Source organism: Proteus genomosp. 6 (assembly GCF_040139785.1).
Classification (GTDB): Bacteria; Pseudomonadota; Gammaproteobacteria; order Enterobacterales; family Enterobacteriaceae; genus Proteus.
The window spans coordinates 75104-93726 of record NZ_JBEEVJ010000014.1 but is presented as its reverse complement, the minus strand read 5'-3'; the positions used below and the strand labels follow the sequence as shown (position 1 = coordinate 93726).

General features: G+C 38.2%; 15 protein-coding genes. 8 read left to right on the top strand and 7 right to left on the bottom strand.

Annotated elements, in window-relative coordinates; translation table 11 throughout:
- Positions 1–20: 20 nt before the first annotated feature.
- The 5 genes from ABN212_RS16165 (at position 21) to ABN212_RS16145 (ending at position 10776) form a co-directional block, all read left to right on the top strand.
- Positions 21–3749, top strand: a complete 3729-nt coding sequence (locus tag ABN212_RS16165; protein WP_349443421.1) for a DUF4132 domain-containing protein — start codon at positions 21–23, stop codon at positions 3747–3749.
- A gap of 25 nt (positions 3750–3774) precedes the next feature.
- Entirely contained in the window at positions 3775–4884 is a 1110-nt protein-coding gene (locus tag ABN212_RS16160) for an ATP-binding protein (protein ID WP_100159446.1), read from the top strand.
- 99 nt (positions 4885–4983) lie between these two features.
- Positions 4984–7566: a DUF5682 family protein gene (locus ABN212_RS16155; RefSeq protein ID WP_349443420.1), complete on the top strand. Its 2583-nt coding sequence runs from the start codon at positions 4984–4986 to the stop codon at positions 7564–7566.
- The gene (locus ABN212_RS16150) at positions 7553–8707 is read left to right on the top strand and encodes a VWA domain-containing protein (protein ID WP_198794000.1); all 1155 of its coding nucleotides are present in this window, start codon (positions 7553–7555) and stop codon (positions 8705–8707) included. Before ABN212_RS16155 ends, ABN212_RS16150 begins: the two co-directional genes overlap by 14 nt.
- Positions 8704–10776: an SWIM zinc finger family protein gene (locus tag ABN212_RS16145; RefSeq protein ID WP_349443418.1), complete on the top strand. Its 2073-nt coding sequence runs from the start codon at positions 8704–8706 to the stop codon at positions 10774–10776. Before ABN212_RS16150 ends, ABN212_RS16145 begins: the two co-directional genes overlap by 4 nt.
- A gap of 71 nt (positions 10777–10847) precedes the next feature.
- On the opposite strand, the gene ABN212_RS16140 is transcribed toward ABN212_RS16145, so the two are convergent.
- The 7 genes from ABN212_RS16140 to seqA all read right to left on the bottom strand — a co-directional run bounded on the left by ABN212_RS16140 (position 10848) and on the right by seqA (position 15970).
- On the bottom strand, positions 10848–11591 hold the full coding sequence (locus tag ABN212_RS16140; RefSeq protein ID WP_109373941.1) for a type 2 GTP cyclohydrolase I: 744 nt from the start codon (positions 11589–11591) through the stop codon (positions 10848–10850).
- Between the two features lie 222 nt (positions 11592–11813).
- Positions 11814–12020: a YbfA family protein gene (locus ABN212_RS16135; protein ID WP_349443417.1), complete on the bottom strand. Its 207-nt coding sequence runs from the start codon at positions 12018–12020 to the stop codon at positions 11814–11816.
- Between the two features lie 367 nt (positions 12021–12387).
- Positions 12388–12681 (bottom strand): type II toxin-antitoxin system RelE/ParE family toxin, encoded by a 294-nt coding sequence (locus ABN212_RS16130; RefSeq protein ID WP_198620407.1) that lies wholly within the window; start codon positions 12679–12681, stop codon positions 12388–12390.
- Positions 12674–12916, bottom strand: coding sequence for a type II toxin-antitoxin system ParD family antitoxin (locus tag ABN212_RS16125; protein WP_109373939.1), 243 nt, complete (start codon positions 12914–12916; stop codon positions 12674–12676). Before ABN212_RS16125 ends, ABN212_RS16130 begins: the two co-directional genes overlap by 8 nt.
- A gap of 157 nt (positions 12917–13073) precedes the next feature.
- Complete coding sequence (locus tag ABN212_RS16120) at positions 13074–13556, bottom strand: DUF1456 family protein (protein ID WP_098943871.1); 483 nt, start codon at positions 13554–13556, stop codon at positions 13074–13076.
- A 147-nt stretch (positions 13557–13703) separates the two neighbouring features.
- Complete coding sequence (gene pgm, locus ABN212_RS16115; protein ID WP_349443416.1) at positions 13704–15344, bottom strand: phosphoglucomutase (alpha-D-glucose-1,6-bisphosphate-dependent); 1641 nt, start codon at positions 15342–15344, stop codon at positions 13704–13706.
- 74 nt (positions 15345–15418) lie between these two features.
- Positions 15419–15970, bottom strand: a complete 552-nt coding sequence (gene seqA, locus ABN212_RS16110; protein WP_196573948.1) for a replication initiation negative regulator SeqA — start codon at positions 15968–15970, stop codon at positions 15419–15421.
- A gap of 460 nt (positions 15971–16430) precedes the next feature.
- On the opposite strand from seqA, the gene ybfF reads away from it, so the two are divergent.
- From ybfF to fldA, 3 genes are all read left to right on the top strand, one after another.
- The gene (gene ybfF / locus ABN212_RS16105) at positions 16431–17225 is read left to right on the top strand and encodes an esterase (RefSeq protein WP_349443415.1); all 795 of its coding nucleotides are present in this window, start codon (positions 16431–16433) and stop codon (positions 17223–17225) included.
- A 190-nt stretch (positions 17226–17415) separates the two neighbouring features.
- Positions 17416–17724 carry a LexA regulated protein gene (gene ybfE / locus ABN212_RS16100; RefSeq protein ID WP_109373935.1) on the top strand — a complete coding sequence of 103 codons (309 nt, stop codon included), beginning with the start codon at positions 17416–17418 and terminating at the stop codon, positions 17722–17724.
- 273 nt (positions 17725–17997) lie between these two features.
- Positions 17998–18525, top strand: coding sequence for a flavodoxin FldA (gene fldA, locus ABN212_RS16095; protein WP_004244384.1), 528 nt, complete (start codon positions 17998–18000; stop codon positions 18523–18525).
- Positions 18526–18623: the final 98 nt, after the last annotated feature.

Genomic DNA, 18623 nt, shown 5'->3' with positions numbered 1-18623 from the left:
ACATAGCTTAAGGAACTGGCGTGATAAAAAAAATCTTAGACATTTTTCCAATTTTTGGGAAAAAAGACGTCGCAATTACTGAAAAACACCTCCAAGAATCCCTCGTATTACTTGCTGTATTCGATGAAGGATTACCTAAACGTGCATTAAATTATGTCCTTACAGGTGAAAACCCTGAAGTGCTTTTTGAATTAAATAAGCTGGATGCTTCAAAAGCGGCCGTTTACTTTGATAAACCCGGTACGTTAGAGTGGTGGTATGCACATGGCGTAAATACAGGAAAATACAGTAAAATTATCACGCAAGGGCTAAATGCTCGACACAAACTCTATTCTAAAGTCGGTGATGGCTTTTCAGCAGAACAAGTGGCTCGTTACGGAAAAGTGCTGGCTGCGGCTTGCCAAGATATCAATATCAAAATAACAACCAAAGAAGTGCCATCTTGGGTGCTTTATCTGCTTATTGACGTATTTTATAACACCTATGAAAATGCGCGTAATCTAAACTTAGAACACCGTAAACATTGGAATATGGCATTTATTGCTAATATGGTCGAACAAGAAGCGAATATTGCGGGTGAAAATGCCTTATTTGCTGTGTTTGATAGAAAAGATATTTCTGAATACTATGCCACTAATCTTAAACGTATTTATGAATTAGATGATCTCTCTGATTATTTAATGACGCATCAAGAATTTATCCGAAAAGAATTAATTGAAAAACTTTCAGCTAACGGCTTAGTAGAACTGATTAATTACTTAAATAAGAATACCGTATTACGCGACACCTTTGCCGATATTATCGTTTTACTTGCCACCAGCAGTTTAAAAACCGTTAAAAAAGCCGCAGAGCCAATTTTAGTCACCTTACCGCCTGAAATTGTTAAACAAAATCTTACCCATGTTTTAATGAATGGTACGCCAAAACAACGTACTCAAGCAGCAGATTTATTTGCACGCCAAGGTGAAAACCGTGATGTACTAGAAGAAGCGTTAAAACATGAAACCTCAAAAGCGGTAATGAAAAGTATTGAAAGCGCCCTACTACGTTTTAATGTTGCAGAAGATGCCAATACCGTAGAGGCCATTGAGACTCCTGATTTTACGCCATTAGAAGACACGCCATTACCTGATAGCGTTCGCGATATGATGGTCAATAACTTCAATGAGATCTTAGTCAAAGCCAAAGAAAATGCTGAACGTGAAATTGAAGAAAATAAAACGGCTAAACACACTTATAATTGGGCACAACGCCATTTAAAAGATTTATCTAAAATTGATGAAAAACAGTGTCGTGCAATAGTAGATAAACTGAATAGTGGACAAGGCTCTATTCAATCAAATGAAATTCAAATCATTAAACATAAAAATCGTGTTTTAAATTTACCTGAATATACTCTATTTCATGCTGTACGTGTGATAGTGAATAATCGCCAACATGCCGAACACTTCTCCTCTCATTATTTTAATGGCGAAATTCCTGAACGCTTGTTTAGTGATATTGAATTAGGCCATCTTGAAGATGTGCTGCAACGTTGCAACTTTAAAAATGCAACCCGCCTGACTGCTGCATTATGTTTAGAATCTTATGAAGATGGTTTAAAACGCTTCCGTAGACCAGAGCAAATTTGGCCTTTCTTCTCTCAACATCCAGATTATATCGCTGAAGCGCTGAATTTAATGCCAAGTCAAAGCGAGCGTCGCTATCGCCAGTTTGAAATTTCACAAGGCATTAAAGTATTAGGTCGTTTCCCTACCATTCCAGCACAATTCGTGCCTCGAATTATGGAGCTGGCATTGGGTGAAAATAAAATGCACCGCGTTTCAGCGCAGAATTTACTTGAGACACTACCAAATATTCATACAAGTGCTCAAGAAGGTTTATCTTCTGCGAAACAAGAAATTCGCGTTACCGCTATTGAGTGGTTGGCACGTTTAAAAAATCCAGAATCATTACCTGCATTGAATGCCTTATTGAAAAAAGAGAAACGCGAAGTAGTACGAGCCTCTTTATTAACAGCGTTAGAGGAACTTGGTGAAGATATCTCAAGTTATTTATCACCAAAAACGCTATTAGCTGAAGCTGAAAAAGGTCTTAAAGCCAAAGCACCTGCAAGCCTCGCTTGGTTTAACTTTGATGCTATTCCTGCATTAACGTGGGAAAACAAAAAAGCAGTTGATCCAGCGATTATTCGTTGGTGGATTATTCTGGCAGTAAAACTAAAAATGCCAGGAGGAAACGCGTTATTACAACGTTATATCGGACTGCTTTCTACCGATAGCCAACATAAACTTTCAAGCTTTATTCTGCATACCTTCGTGGCTCAGGATATTAAAGGACCAACACTTGAAGAAGCGATGTTAGAAGCGCGAAAAAATGCCCCTTCTCGCTTAACGCAATACAAAGATTGGGCTAAACGTTATCCTGAATATTATGCTAAATATGAAACCTATACTTTAGAGCAAGTGATTGAAGAGATTAAAAACGAGGTGCTACGTCGTTATTTAGGCTCTGCCATTAGTGATAAAGGTATGCTTGCCCTGGTTTGCGGTATTGAAGGCCATGTTGCAGTATCTGTATTACGTAACTATATGCGTGATCACTATCAGCGCCGTGCACAAATTGAAGCCATGATTGATGCGGTAGCATCAAGCAATGATCCTATTATCATTCAGCTTCTTCTTTCATTATCACGTCGCTATCGCACCGCGTCTGTACAAGAAAAAGCGCGTAATTTAGTCACGCAAATTGCTGAGCGTAATGGCTGGAGTGCAGATGAATTAGCAGATAGAACCATTCCAACCGCAGGCTTTGATGATACTGGTACATTAGTACTGGAATATGGTGAGCGTATCTTTACCGCGAAGATGGATGCAAAACAAAAACTGGTCTTGTTTAATCCTGAAGGTAAAGAAGTTAAAGCCTTACCTGCTGCACGTAAAAATGACGATGCAGAGCTTATCAAAGAAGCGAAAAAACTCTTCACTTCAAGTAAAAAAGAACTTAAACAAGTTATTGAGCTACAAAGTGTGCGTTTATATGAAGCCATGTGTGCTCAACGTCAGTGGTTAAGCGCAGATTGGCAAGAATATATCTTAGCTCACCCAATCATGCATAAACTGATTGAACAACTGGTTTGGCAAGAAGTGAAAGATGGCAAGGTTATCAATACATTCCGTCCTTCTGATGACGGTGCATTGCTTGATCTAAAAGATGATGAAGTGACTTTACAAAACGATTCGTTGATCCAGCTTGCTCACGCAGCATTGGTTAATGAAGATGAACGTAAGGCATGGATGGCTCATTTCAAAGATTACAAAGTGAAATTCTTGTTCTCACAAATGGAACATAAAATCCCTGAGTTAGATCTAAAACTGACTGAGATTGAAGATAGAAAAGGTTGGATCACTGATACCTTCACACTACGTGGCATTTTAACCAAAATGGGCTATCAACGTGGACCAGCTGAAGATGGTGGTTCGTTCTCTCACTATTACAAATTCTTCTCTAGTTTAAACTACTATGTAAATATCGGTTTCAGTGGTAGCTATGTTCCAGAAGAAAACATTCCAGCGGTCTTATTTGATTTGAGCTTTGAAAAAAATCAGCAAGATTACTGGGATCGTAATAATGTTGAGCTAAAAGATGTACCACCCATTCTATTAGCAGAAAGCTATGCTGATTATCTAAAAGTCGCTGAAGCTTGTGCAGGATTTGATCCTGAATGGGAAAAGAAAACACCTTGGTAAAGAATAGGGATAATTAGGAAAAAATATGGCTAAAAAAGCACCCGCAGATCAACAAGCAATTAGGGAAAGCGCTGAGGTTCGATTTGCCCAAGAGTTAGAGCGTTTAACAAAAGCTGATGCTAATAATCCTAAACCACAAGGATGGCTTCGCTCTCCTCGTGCTGTACGCCAATTTATTTTAGGTGATGATGCATTAGGCATCACACCTAAGTTTTTCGGCGATGATGCATTGGTTGATCGTGCAATTGTCACATTATTGGGTAAACAAGGTTTAATGCTGGTTGGTGAACCTGGTACAGCAAAATCAATGCTCTCAGAGCTTTTTGCTGCTGCCATCAGTGGTGATTCAGGATTAACTATCCAAGGCACTGCCGGCACAACAGAAGATCATATTAAGTATTCTTGGAACTATGCATTGCTATTAGCAGAAGGCCCAACAGAACGCGCTTTAGTGGGATCACCACTTTATCAAGGTATGTTGCAAGGTAAAATTGTTCGCTTTGAAGAGATAACCCGTTGCCCTCCTGAAATTCAGGATGTGCTGGTTTCCTTGATGTCAGAGAAACAATTGATGATCCCTGAAATGGGTGATGGTGCACGTATTAGTGCAAAACCGGGATTTAACCTTATTGGTACAGCAAACTTACGTGATCGCGGTGTTCATGAAATGTCGGCTGCATTAAAGCGCCGTTTTAACTTTGAAACCGTGAAACCTATTCGTGATCCTGCATTTGAAATTAGCTTAATCCAATCACAGCTTGAAAATGAATTAGGCTCTTTAGCAAATGAAGTCACTGTACCCGCAGATGTTGTGGAATTACTGGTCACAACATTCCAAGAGTTGCGTTCAGGTAATACGAAAGATGGTGGCAATATCAAAACACCTGATGCGGTTATGTCAACCGCAGAAGCCGTGAACATTGCTTATGCTTGTGCTTTAGAAGCACATTATTTAGGTGATGGCGTAATGAATGCGGGTGCAATTGCCCGCCAACTAATTGGTGTTGTATTAAAAGACAATGCTGATGATATCAAACGTATTCGTTATTACATGGACAACGTAGCCAGAGAGAGAGCAAGAAACAGTAAAGAGTGGAAAGCTTTCTTTGATGCATCAAAAGAGTTTTGGCAATAAAACGCTAAGACTCGTGGCTACGCATTAAAATACGTTATTTATCTATTAAAGGCAGAGTTAACTCACTCTGCCTTTTCACCCAGAAAAGGGATCGACACGGTGACGCTACCTTCAATACCTTTACCAGAAAGAATTGACCAAGCACGACTGAAATGGACGTCGTTACAGCAACAACATCTCTATTTTGCCCCTGTACGCCACCATAGCCCTGCTTGTGCTTATGCAGTTTTATCATTAATTGATTCTGTAAAACCTGATTATATTTTAATTGAAGGTCCAGATACTTTTAATTCGCTTATTCCTAGCCTAACAGATAAAGATACCCTGCCTCCTGTTGCGATTATGGGACAAGCAGAGTATTTGCATAATGATGGAAACCAAGAAGATCGTGAGAAATCACTACACTCTGCCTATTTCCCATTTTGTGAATATTCGCCTGAATGGCAAGCTTTGCGGGGTGGTTTGCGCATCAATGCCAAAACACGTTTTATCGATTTACCTTGGGCTGCACAAGTTAATAACGAAGAATATAGTGATTCACAGAGTCGTAGCTTACAAAAAGAACGTTATTTAGCACATAGCCAGTTTATCGCGCAATTAGCCAAAAAATGCCACTGTCGTGATCATGATGATGTTTGGGAGCATCTTTTTGAATTACGCAATATTGAAGCCTTAGCAGATTGGCAAACACTGTTTAATGACACCTTTATTTGGTGCGCACTAGCACGACTTGATTATGAACCTGAAGTGCTTGAATCTGAAGGCTCTTCACAACGTGAAGCACATATGCTCACTCATATTCAAGCCATCAAACAACAAGAGCCCAATGCCAAAATTTTAATCGTCACTGGGGGATTCCATACTCTTGCATTAATTGAAGGTTTAGCACATTCACAATCTCAATCTTTCGCCATTTCTAGCACAGAACAAAAGCAATTCACTAAAATGCAAAAAATGGGTGAAAATGAACAAGCTTGGCTTATTCGCTACAGTTTTGACAGATTAGATGCACTTAATGGTTATGCTTCAGGCATGCCATCACCCGCATTTTATCAACAAGCCTGGCAAAGTTTAATGCAACAACATCATGATAAATCAGAGAATAATGATGCAGCAAAACAACCAACTCAAGTTTATCGCAATAAAATGGGGATTGCTTTTCTAAGCTCAGTAGCTCAGGCGATCAGAGAAAAACAATTTGATAATCCACCTAGCTATTTAGCTGTAAAACTCGCAGCAGAGCAGAGTTTACGCCTCGCTTTACTAAGAGATCATGCAGGTACAGGTCGCTATGATTTACTCGATGGTTTACAAAGTGCCTTTATTAAGGTCAGTTTAGATGATAGCCAAAGCGAGTTATGGACTGAAATTAAAACCTGCTTTTCAGGCTATCTCTTAGGTAAAATTCCATTAGGTACAGCAACGCCTCCTTTAGTTAATGAAACCTATGAACGAGCTAAAGCTTTTCGTTTCAAACTGGATGATACATTAGCAAAAACCACTAAATGTGATGTTTACCGTAACCCGCAACATCGCTTAAGAAGTCGCTTTTTACATTTATTGGCTTTCTTAGAGATCCATTTTGCACACCGTGTAAATGGCCCTGATTTTCTTTCTGGTCATCAATTAGATCTGCTATTTGAAGAGTGGCAATACGCTTGGACACCCAATGTGGAAGGCGAACTGATTTCATTATCAGAGAAAGGCTCTCAACTTGAAGCCATCGCCCTAAGTAAGCTGTTATCAATGGAAAAACAGCTTGAAGAACAAGGGCAAAGCCGTTCAAGCCAAAGTGCAGTCACGTTATTAATCCAAGCAGCATTAATTGGGCTTCACCAGCGCATACCATCACTCTTTAAACTGTTAGATAGCTATATTCAGCAAGATTTTCGTCTTGAGTCACTCACTCAATGTGGACATAAACTGATCCATTTATGGCGAGGTCGCCAATATCTTGATATTACGGATGAGCTTTCACTTGAAAATCGTCTACATCAAGTTATTCCTCAAGCTTTCTTTTGTTTAGAACAACTGGCTCAAGGTGATGAGCAACAACAAGAAAGCAATTTACAAGCTCTGCTCTCTTTGCGTGAATTGATTGAATTTATGCCATCACTCAATAATCAGCATGATTATAAAAGTGATTTCTATCAGCAACTCAATCGTCTTGATGGTCAATTAGATACCGTGCCTTTATTAAAAGGTGCGGTAGATGCATTACGTTATTTAGGTTCATATATTGACGAAAATACGTTGGTCACCGCGCTAAATACGACCTTTAGCACAGGCAGTTCTCCCGAACATGCCATTGGTTATTTTGTCGGGATGATGCGAACTGCACCAGAGCTAGTTATTCGCTTACCGTTATTAGTCGATCACTTAAATACTTTGTTACAGCAATGGGATGAAGAACGATTTATTCAGATCTTACCTGATCTGCGTTTTGCCTTTAGCCAACTTAATCCCAAACAAAATGCAGAGCTTGCACAATATATTGCCAACGATATTGGTTTAGATACGCAAGCGTTATCTTTGTGGCAGTCAGACTTTAGCGCCAAACAGATGATTGAAGCCAGCAAGCTCAATCAAAAATTACAACAGCGAATAATGGAACAAGGCATGCTTTCTTGGTTTGATGCTAAGAAAATAGAGAAAGGAGATACGACTCATGAGTCAGCATAATGACGATATGCCTGAAGATAAAATAAAACAAGCAAAACGCTGGCGTCTGATTTTAGGGCAATATGCTGATGATGCTCTAGGGCAAGCCACTTTTAATGCTGATGATTTAAAAGTGGAGCGCACGCTCGATTTTCTCTATCGCCGTGAATATCAACGCCGAGGATTACGCCAAGAGCGAGGACGTCATGGATCACTCGATGCTTCTCAACTCACCGCGGTGAACTGGCTTAATCAAGCACGTAAGCTATTCCCTAATAGCACATTTGAACGCATGCAATCACAGGCGATTGAACGCTATCAAATTAGTAGCTTTCTTAAAGATCCCAATACGTTAAAAGCGATGGAGCCAACAAAAGCATTAGCTAAAACATTATTAAGCTTACGCGGACGCATGAGTGAAGAAACACGAGATGCGGTTAAAACCATTATTCGTAAAGTGGTTGATGATATTTTACGTCAAATTCGCAATAACTTTCGCCAATCATTAACAGGTCGCCGTAACCGTTTTAGACGCTCTTTAGTACCAAATAGTCGCAACTTTGATTGGCGCGCAACTATTGCGGCGAATTTAAAACATTACGATACTCAAAATCGCCGTTTAGTCATTGAAACACCTTATTTTAACTCACGGATGCAACAGCACTTTCCATGGGATGTTATTCTTTGTGTTGACCAAAGTGCGTCAATGTCTAGCTCAATTATGTATGCCGCTGTTTGCGCCAGTATTTTAGCTTCATTACCTGCTGTTAATGTCTCTTTAGTAGTTTTTGATACCCAAGTTGTCGATTTATCACATTTAGCAGACGATCCCGTTGAAGTTTTAATGACTGTACAATTGGGAGGCGGTACTGATATTGCAGGTGCAATGCAATATTGCGAAAGCTTAGTCAAAAATCCTAAACGTACGGTTATTTCACTTATCAGTGACTTTGAAGAAGGTGGATCATTAAACCGCTTATTAGATTGCACACAACGCCTTAATAGCCAACAAGTTAAATTATTAGGGCTTGCAGCACTTGATGATGAGGCTCAACCTGTTTATGACTCTGCAATTGCTCAGAAACTTGCAGACAGAGGCATGCAAGTTGCAGCGTTAACACCTGAACATTTCGCACAATGGTTGGCAGAGGTAATGCAATGAGTTGGCAAACTGTTTACTTTCATTACGATGAAGACGCGCTCACTGTATTTGCTAATGCAGGATTATTAAGACGCGCAAAAAAAGATGTTGATAACGAAAAAGTTTCACTCACTGATGCCAATACAGGGCAGTTTAGTAGTGATGGACAAAATGTTGTTTTACATGAAGCGGGGATCCAACAAGCCAGTTGTGATTGTTCGGCATCAGGTTGTTGTAAACATATTTTAGCTGCCGTTTTATGGTTACAAGCCAATAATAGTGCTGATAATTCAAATGACGATAAGAGTGGTGAAGCATCATCAGAAGCCATTACTGAACAGGTTGAAATCGCCCCTCTGTTACCCACGCTATTTGCTCTTGAGCCGGAAGTATTAATCAAAAAAGCAGGAAAACCCGCCTGTCGTGCGGCCATTAAATTAGTTGAGCAGTGGGAAACAACAACATTAAATTTAGAAGATACAGGGACACAGTTAAAAATTCAACTCACTGATGTTGATGAGCCTGTTATTTTCTTACAAGGTAGTGGTTACGATGGCATGTTATCGCCTTTTTCTGACTCACAGAAAAAAGCATTCCACCTTGCTATTGTGGCTAAAATATTTGAACAACATGCTCAACCTTGGGTTTGGCCTGAAGATTTAATCATTGTGCAATCTTCAAAACGCCCTCTTAATGATGAAGAGTCAGCGTTAATAACAACCATTGAACAGTTTATTTATGATCTCTTACGCCAAGGGTTATCACATATCAGCTTAAGCAGTGCCACACAGTTGCACTTATTGAATATGTCGGCTCGAGCAGAGGGTTTACCTCGTTTAGCGTCTTATTTGCGAACATTAAGCACCCAAGTCAAACTATTGGCAGAAAGACATTTCACTATGGATGAAAGCAATGTCTTGCGCTTATTGGCTCATATTTCAGCCTATCTATTCCAATTATCCAATGCGACACCTGAACAGTTAAAAGTATTACGAGGACAACTTCGTCGTCAATATGACGATAAAAAAACGAGTCTCTCGCTGATTCCAATTGGTGCAAACTGGTGGACAGCACAAAGTGGTGCATTAGGAGCAACCTTTACCTTTTGGGATAGAGAAGAGAAGCAGCTCTTACAAGCGACACAAGCACGCCCTAATCAACTTGATACTCTGTTTAACCGTTATAGTGTTTGGAATAGTTTATCGTTATGGAAACAAACATCCGATAAGTTAATGCGCCGCCCTTTTTTATTACAAGAGCCTCGTATTTCTGATGAAGGAAAACTGGCGACTATTGGCGAAAGTTTTGCTCAAAGCCAAACTGATTTTCTTGATATTACGGATTACCAAAATCTACAAACTGAATTAGGGATCAACAATTGGCAAGCGTTGCCGGACTATTTTGCTAATCAACCTGAAGGATTTCTTTCACCTCTCGTCTTACATATCAAAAGCTATAAGCCATTAATTTGGTATGAAATAGAACAGTGCGTTATTTGGGATGTTTCAGATAATCATGACAATTCAGCCTTCTTACGTCTTTATTGGGAAGGAACGATGCAAAATAATCTGGAAGAATTACGTTATCTCACTAAACGAGAATTAGAGATAGTTGCAGTCACGGTACAGCCTGTTCGACGTGATTTAAATATGGATTTATTGCCAACGACCATTTGGCTTAAAACGACAAAAGGTATTGAACTGTTTTATCTCGATTTTGACCAATTTCCGCGTAAGAAAAAACAGTCTGAGTTTATTAGCCGTATTCAAGAATATATGGCTAAACGTAAACAACAAACGGCGATGCATCACAGCGAGCCGACCTTGGCACAAAAATTCTGTCGCCCTATTTTGTCAGTATTAGAAGCCCAAGCATGTACTGGGAGAGAATTGCTTTCTGAAATGCAAAAAGAGCAGTTAGAGATAAGCAAGCATACTGCTGACGATTTAGGAATGACATTAATTGCCAACCAATTAGCTCGTTATCTGACATTAACGACACGAGATCCACAAGCTTTATTACAGTTAATTTGGCTATGCGATAATCTGCAACAATTACAAAGCCCATTACCCATTCAGCTTAATGAGTAATAAGTAGTAATAAGCAAAAAGCTATCTCTCTTTAATTAGAGAGATAGCTTATAGGATAAGAATAAATAGGCTTATGCTGGATTATCAATATCGACAAATGTCACATCGAAGTGATGTGTTTGAGCAAGCCATTCACCTAATGCTTTAATACCATAACGCTCTGTCGCATGATGCCCTGCTGCAAAAAAATGAACGCCCATTTCTCTTGCGATATGAATAGTTTGTTCCGAAACTTCACCAGTCACAAAAGCATCCACCCCCTGCTCTGCTGCATCTTGAATAAAGCCCTGTCCGCCGCCTGTACACCAAGCAATATTACGAATAGTTTCAGGTGCATTATCACCACAATGCAATACATTGCGTTGTAATGCTTTTTCTAAACGTGCTTTTAATTCAAGAGGTGTTAAAGGTAAATCAAACACACCTTTAGGCACTAAAGGTAATATTTCACCTTCAACTTTAACGCCCATTTTTAACGCTAACTGAGCGTTGTTACCTAAGATTGGGTGAGCATCTAACGGCAAGTGATAACCAAAAAGATTAATGTCATTACAAAGTAATGTCTTTAAGCGATTACGCTTCATTGAGCGAATAACAACAGGCTCATTTTTCCAAAAGTAACCGTGGTGTACTAAAATTGCATCCGCGTTTAATCGTACAGCTTCATCAAGTAATGCTTGGCTTGCCGTTACACCCGTTACTATTTTTTGAATATGAGGGCGTCCTTCGACTTGAAGTCCATTAGGTGCATAATCTTGAAAGTTTTCAATGCTTAACTTCTCATTAATCACTAATTCCAGATCAGTATTCTTCATTTCATTTATTTCCCTGTTATCACGAATGCCACTATTTATCTAACAATAAGATAAATAGCAATAGATGAATCGCCTTCGTTTAAATGACTCATTACTGTTTATTGTAACGTAAAAATTGAAGGTTATTTACAGATAAGGAAAAACAAGAAGGTAGCACCAAAAAAGTGCTTAAAGAGGGATAAGAATAACGCCTACTTTTGCAGGCGTTATCTTAATATTCTGTTATTTGTGACTATTTAGTGCCACTTCTGATTTTGCCAACCAAACGGGTTTATCACTTGTTTTAGACCATACACGGTGTATATAGCTATAAAATTGTGTGCGTTTAGGATGAAAAATCATAACAGGAAATGCCACAACACCTAGCGCAACAGCACCAGTACGACGGGCTAAAACATGTTTTTTTGTATATTCGTTATAAGCTGGCATAGTGCTCTCCTGTATAGAGATTAATTTGATGACTGAAATTTTACCTCATTTGATGAAATTTTACTACTGATCAGACCACTTAATTCGTGCGAAAAATCACCTTTATTTTGCTTGATATGTAATTAAATTTCATAATGAAAACAAAAAAGAAACAAAAATGACATAGTTATTAACAAAGTAAGATCAGTATTTTTACTTAATTAAGTTCATAATAAATAATTTCAGCCATATATTATCAGAAAGGAAAAAAATCAAATCGGTGAGGAGATATGAGATATTCGAGAATGAGGTTTACTGCTAAAAATACAGATCCACTGCTAAATAGTATTATGATGAACAATATATTCAACAGTGAATAATTAAATATTTATTCAGGAAAATCAAGAGAATCAACATCTATTGAATGGTGAATAAGGCGAGCAATAAATAAGGTATTATTCTTTGGTAGATAATAAATTGAGTGTTTTTTAAACTCCAATCGTCTCATACCATTACACACCCAACTACACTCTCGCCCAATCCAGGGAGCTCTAGCAAGTAGCTCAAATGTCCGTTTCAAGTCATCATGATATTTCTTTGCCTGAATTACACCAAATTGTTGTATGGTATAACGCGCAATTTGATAAATATCTTCTTCTGCTAACTCAGAAAGTTTATACATTTAAATCCTTTTCAGCTCTTGCAAAAATATCATCCATGTTATTTTTACTTTCTGGTGAATTCACACCATCTAGCACCATTTTACGAACTATTTGGATCCGTTCTTCTCTAATTTCCATCATACGTAAAGCGTCTCTTATTACTTCAGAGGTATTTCCATAACGTCCTGAGTTGATCATTTCACCAACAAAGCCATTAAAGTGTTCACCCAAAGTCACACTAGTTACTCGAGCCATAAATCCTTCCTACATTGTATTACTTAGTAATACTACATTAGCAGTAAATTCATTCTTTCGCCAGTTAATACCATAAAAAAATACCCCAAAATCGAAAACCAATTTTGGGGTATTATTTAATAAATAGAGAATTTTATATCTTAAAATACCCTAAACTTTATTTCTTAACCGTTTTGCCTTTACCGCGTAGGGTTTCGGTTAACCCTTTAAGGAAATATCTCACGAGTTGATCGCCACAGTTACGATAGTTTTTATGTCCAGGCTTACGGAATACTGCACTGAGTTCTGGCTTAGAAACACGGAAGTCTGCAAGCTCATAAATCTTTAAAATATCAACATCTTTTAACTCAAAAGCGACACGCAGTTTTTTTAAGATAATATTATTGGTTATACGTTTTTCAACTTCAGGTGCTGGAAAATTCTCATCTTTGCCACGACGATAAAAAATTAGACCATTTAAAAAATGCCCCATCGCATTATCGTCACACTCAACAAACTCAGGCTCATCGTCTTTTTTCAGCCAACTATTTACTAACTCTTTTGTGACTGTGAAATCAGCCAGTTTCATGATTTCAACAACATGTGCATCACTTAGATCCAGCATGTAACGTACACTTCGTAAAACAAAATTATTTTGCATTGTATTGATTATCCACTCTATTTTTAATTCTAAATCAACCTCAATGATGGATATCAATGCTGTGATCTAAAAATATTCAATAATTAAAAAAATACACTCTACCTTTAGGTAGAGTGTTATTCTATATAAATAGTTTATTGTACTAACTTATTTGTTAGCAAAAACATTATTTACTATTTCAATGGCTTCTTTTTCAATTAATTCACGATGCTCAGGGCCACGGAAGCTTTCACAGTAAATTTTATAGGCTTCTTCAGTGCCAGAAGGACGAGCCGCAAACCAACCGTAATCGGTCATTACTTTTAAGCCACCAATAGATGCACCATTACCTGATGCATGTGTTAAACGTGCAGTAATTGGATCACCTGCTAAGGTGCTTGCAGTCACCATTTCAGGTGATAAACGTGATAACAACGCTTTTTGTTCATGGGTTGCTGATGCTTGAATACGGTTATAGCTTGGTGAACCAAAACGTTGTGCTAATTCGTTGTAATGCTCTTGCGGATCTTTACCTGTTACTGCTTTCATTTCAGCAGCCAACAGACATAAAATGATACCGTCTTTATCAGTTGACCAAGGTTTACCATTAAAGCGTAAGAAAGATGCACCTGCACTCTCTTCACCACCAAAGCCAAACTTACCACTAAATAAGCCTTGAACAAACCATTTAAAGCCAACAGGCACTTCAACTAATTCACGACCTAAATCTGCTACAACACGGTCAATCATTGCACTTGAAACCAGTGTTTTACCCACTTTTACATCTTTAGCCCATTGTGGACGATGACGGAAAAGATAGTTAATTGCAGCCGCTAAATAGTGGTTAGGATTCATTAAACCAGAAGGTGTCACAATACCATGGCGATCGTAATCAGGATCGTTAGCAAAGGCTAAATCAAATTTATCACGTAATTGTAATAAGCCTTCCATTGCCCATGGTGATGAACAGTCCATACGAATAACACCATCGTGATCAAGCGTCATAAAACGGAATGTCTGATCAACTTGATCGTTAACTAATTCAAGATCAAGATCATAATACTCACCAATACGTTTCCAGTACTCAATGCCTGAACCGCCTAATGGGTCAACACCTAATTTTAAGCCCGCTTTCTTAATTGCTTGCATATCAACAACGTCACCTAACGCTTTGACATAAGGCATAATTAAGTCTTGTGCTTGAATATAACCACTTGCTAATGCTTCATCATAAGAAAGACGATTGATCCCTGCTAAATTGTTCTCAAGCAGTTCATTGGCACGTTTTTCAATCACTGAAGTTAAATCGGTATCAGCAGGTCCACCATTTGATGGATTATATTTAATACCGCCATCTTCGGGTGGATTATGAGATGGAGTGATCACGATACCATCAGCAATATCTTGATGTGCTTCGTTGTATGTCAAAATAGAGAAAGAGACTGCCGGTGTTGGTGTATAGCCATTATTTTCTTGAATAATCACTTTAATTTTATTGGCAGCAAGTACTTCTAAAACAGAAATAAATGCAGGCTCTGACAGTCCATGAGTATCTTTACCCACGTAACATGGCCCTGTTACTCCATTCTTAGCACGTACTTCAGCAATAGCCTGCGCAATTGCCAGAATATGTGCTTCATTAAAGCTATGGCGATTTGCACTTCCACGATGACCAGATGTACCAAATTTCACACGATGAGCGTTATTGCTAGCTTGTGGTTTAAGTGAATAATATTGAGACGTTAATTGCGCCACATTAATCAGATCACTTTGACGAGTATGCTGCCCTGCTCTTGGATGAATTGCCACAAATCTTCTCCTATTTGACATCACAATCACGCTTTAAACAAAAGCCTTTGCAATGCATCAATTAACAATAGTGGTTAGATAGTTCCACACACCTTATCAATCTCATTTGCAGGGAATTGCATATCCTGCATGATGCTTTGTACCATCGTTCTCTTACGCTCTGTGTTCGAGTTAGTGATAACCCAAAACGGCGTGCCTGAAATATGGCGCGGTTTTGTATGACGTCCACTATCGAGTAATGTTTGTTCATCACCAGCAAAATAGATGCGTGTTCGTCCATGTACTGTTTCAGCAGATTGAGTAAAAGTAGCGCTATCTAGGCTATATAACGTAGAAAGGATCTGTAAAAAACGATCAACTGATTTTGTTTTTTCTGCGTAACTATCAGATAACAGCAGTTCTCGCATTTCACGGATCGGATTTTTTGCTGGTGTTATAGGTGTAGGTTCAGCTTCCTGTTTAATAACAGGTACTTGTACTGACTCAGTGACAACGACTGGTTGTACGGGCTGTTTGGCATCGAGCTTCAGTAGACGCCTTAAAATATCTGAAGCGCTTTCACCGATATGTCTAGTTTCGCTAGCAATATAGCGGTAAAGTTCGTCATCAATTTCTATCTTTTTCATTGCTACCCAGTACTATTTTCAAAAAAAAGTAATTAGGATTATAAGATATAATCTTTAAAAACAAAATAGGCAAAATTTCAATAACTTAAAGAGGATCTATTCAAGATCCTGCCATTTTAAAGGCTAAGCTCGGTATTTATCCTATTGTTTATCTTGGTATCATCTTCTATTCTTTGAACTTATTCGCACAAAGCCAGTTTTAAACGCCGCTATATCACACTACCCCAGCCCCCAAATAATATAAAATTCTAATTATTTATTTTTGAGCAATGTCAAGATTTCAACTTTTTGAATAAGTTTGGAATATATATCTGGATAATGGCATTTTTATGGTTTTTTATAAACGTCTCTTATCAATTATTTCTGAACTTCATTACTCTTTCATATTATTGCGATAAGTTGGCTTAGCATCTTGTGCATGTCATCATAGAAGAAAATCGCAATCATCTTGGTCATTAATATGAAACTCAATACATTACTAAATTATCAATTACACCAACCTGAAACGACACCTGTATCTAATTTACCTATCGTCTTGATCCATGGCCTCTTTGGTGATCTCAATAATTTAGGTGTTTTAGGTCGTGCACTTCGTCAAGATAATACCGTGATACAAATTGATGTGCGTAACCATGGACACTCTCCTCATAGCGAAAGTATGAATTATCAAGATATGGCGCAAGATGTGCTCGCATTGCTTGATAGTTTAACTATCTCAAAAGCCATTATTATTGGGCACTCAATGGGAGGCAAAATTGCGATGGCGATGACAGCATTAGCTCCCGAACGTATTGCAAATATTGTTGTGATTGATATGTCACCCGTTGCTTATAACGTTCGCCGCCATGACAAAATTTTTGCAGCGCTTGAAGCCGTAACAGAAGCTAAAGTCACACGTCGTCAAGATGCTGTGGAAATAATGCGTCCTTTTATTAAAGAGGAAAGTGTGATCCAATTTTTACTCAAATCATTCAAAAATGGTGAGTGGCTATTTAATTTACCTGCAATAAAAAATGCTTATTCAGACATTATTGGCTGGCAAGAGGTGCCTGCTTGGCATCATCCTGTATTATTTATTCGTGGCGGTTTATCACCTTACATTTTAGATGAGTATCGTGAAAACATCGTTCGTCAATTTCCGCTCGCGACTGCCTTTGTTGTCGCAAATACAGGACATTGGGTACATTCAGAAAAACCAGATACCGTTATTAAGGCTATTCGTCGTTTTTTAGCGAAATCTTACTTAACAGCTTAAAATAACGTCACTGAAAAATGATAATTTACTAGAATGTATAATTATTGTGCTTAAAAATAGCGTCTGTTGATAAAAAGACCAAATCACAATAAGTTAAACTCAGGAAGCAGTGGCGAGACATCACTATGTGGGGTATTATTGGGCGTTTCGCAATTGAGTCATTGGTATACGCCCTTTCACAGCAAAATTTATGGCAAAAGAACAAACTGATCGCACCACACTGGATTTGTTCGCAGATGAACGCAGACCTGGGCGACCTAAAACAAACCCGCTTTCTCGGGATGAACAGCTTAGAATTAATAAACGCAATCAATTAAGACGTGACAGAGTTAATGGTTTACGTCGAGTTGAGTTAAAATTAAATGAAGATGCTGTAAATGCTCTCAATGAGTTGGCGACAGAAAGAAACGTCAGTCGTAGTGAACTTATTGAAGAAATATTACTAGAGCAATTGGCGCAAAATAACGCCTTAAAAATGCATCAAAACAAGAATAGCTAGCAGATAAACCACACAAATTCGACAGAATTAGCCTGCTATTTTCGTCAAAATACGTTTTTAGTTTTCTATTATGAAAACACAATGCTTATCTTTCACTAGTAATTGTTCAAACACAGACAAATATACTCTAAATATTTTGAAGTGTAGCTAGGTGACAAGTGAATGAATCACTAGAAACATACAAGAAGTATGTGACTTGTGGAAATATACGTAGTCAATAACGCTACAATTTGAAATATAACGAATTTAGAATAAAAGAGGTTATCTCACTTTATGGCAATCATAGGAATATTCTTCGGCAGTGATACTGGCAACACTGAAAATATTGCCAAAATGCTTCAAGAAAGACTGGGCGCTGATAATGCCGAAGTTCATGATATTGCAAAATCCAGTCAAGAAGACATCGAAGCGTTCGATATTCTGTTACTAGGTATTCCTACTTGGTATTATGGTGAAGCACAATGTGATTGGGATGATTTTTTCCCAACACTAGAAGATATTGATTTCAATGGTAAGCTTGTTGCACTATTTGGTTGTGGTGACCAAGAAGACTATGCAGAATATTTCTGTGATGCAATGGGTACTATCCGCGATATTATTGAACCTCGTGGTGCAGTTATCGTAGGACATTGGCCAACCGAAGGTTATCATTTCGAAGCCTCTAAAGGGCTTGCAGATGATAATCATTTTATCGGTCTTGCGATTGATGAAGATCGTCAACCAGAATTAACCGAAGAGCGTGTTGACGCTTGGGTTGCTCAAATCAAAGAAGAAATGAGCCTAGACGAAATTTTGGGATAATATAAATACTCAATATTGAGAATGATAATTATTCAATGGTGTGCTAAGATAGTGTGATAGGTGGGGTGTTTATTTTTAAATATCATGCCTATAATCAA

Excerpts from the sequence above, each read along its gene's own strand:
- ybfE (WP_109373935.1), top strand. The coding sequence starts at position 17,416 with ATGGCAAAAGAACAAACTGATCGCACCACACTGGATTTGTTCGCAGAT.
- ABN212_RS16150 (WP_198794000.1), top strand. The coding sequence starts at position 7,553 with ATGAGTCAGCATAATGACGATATGCCTGAAGATAAAATAAAACAAGCA.
- ABN212_RS16130 (WP_198620407.1), bottom strand. The coding sequence starts at position 12,681 with ATGTATAAACTTTCTGAGTTAGCAGAAGAAGATATTTATCAAATTGCG.
- ybfF (WP_349443415.1), top strand. The coding sequence starts at position 16,431 with ATGAAACTCAATACATTACTAAATTATCAATTACACCAACCTGAAACG.
- ABN212_RS16140 (WP_109373941.1), bottom strand. The coding sequence starts at position 11,591 with ATGAAGAATACTGATCTGGAATTAGTGATTAATGAGAAGTTAAGCATT.
- ABN212_RS16160 (WP_100159446.1), top strand. The coding sequence starts at position 3,775 with ATGGCTAAAAAAGCACCCGCAGATCAACAAGCAATTAGGGAAAGCGCT.
- ABN212_RS16145 (WP_349443418.1), top strand. The coding sequence starts at position 8,704 with ATGAGTTGGCAAACTGTTTACTTTCATTACGATGAAGACGCGCTCACT.
- ABN212_RS16125 (WP_109373939.1), bottom strand. The coding sequence starts at position 12,916 with ATGGCTCGAGTAACTAGTGTGACTTTGGGTGAACACTTTAATGGCTTT.
- ABN212_RS16120 (WP_098943871.1), bottom strand. The coding sequence starts at position 13,556 with ATGCAAAATAATTTTGTTTTACGAAGTGTACGTTACATGCTGGATCTA.
- seqA (WP_196573948.1), bottom strand. The coding sequence starts at position 15,970 with ATGAAAAAGATAGAAATTGATGACGAACTTTACCGCTATATTGCTAGC.
- ABN212_RS16135 (WP_349443417.1), bottom strand. The coding sequence starts at position 12,020 with ATGCCAGCTTATAACGAATATACAAAAAAACATGTTTTAGCCCGTCGT.
- fldA (WP_004244384.1), top strand. The coding sequence starts at position 17,998 with ATGGCAATCATAGGAATATTCTTCGGCAGTGATACTGGCAACACTGAA.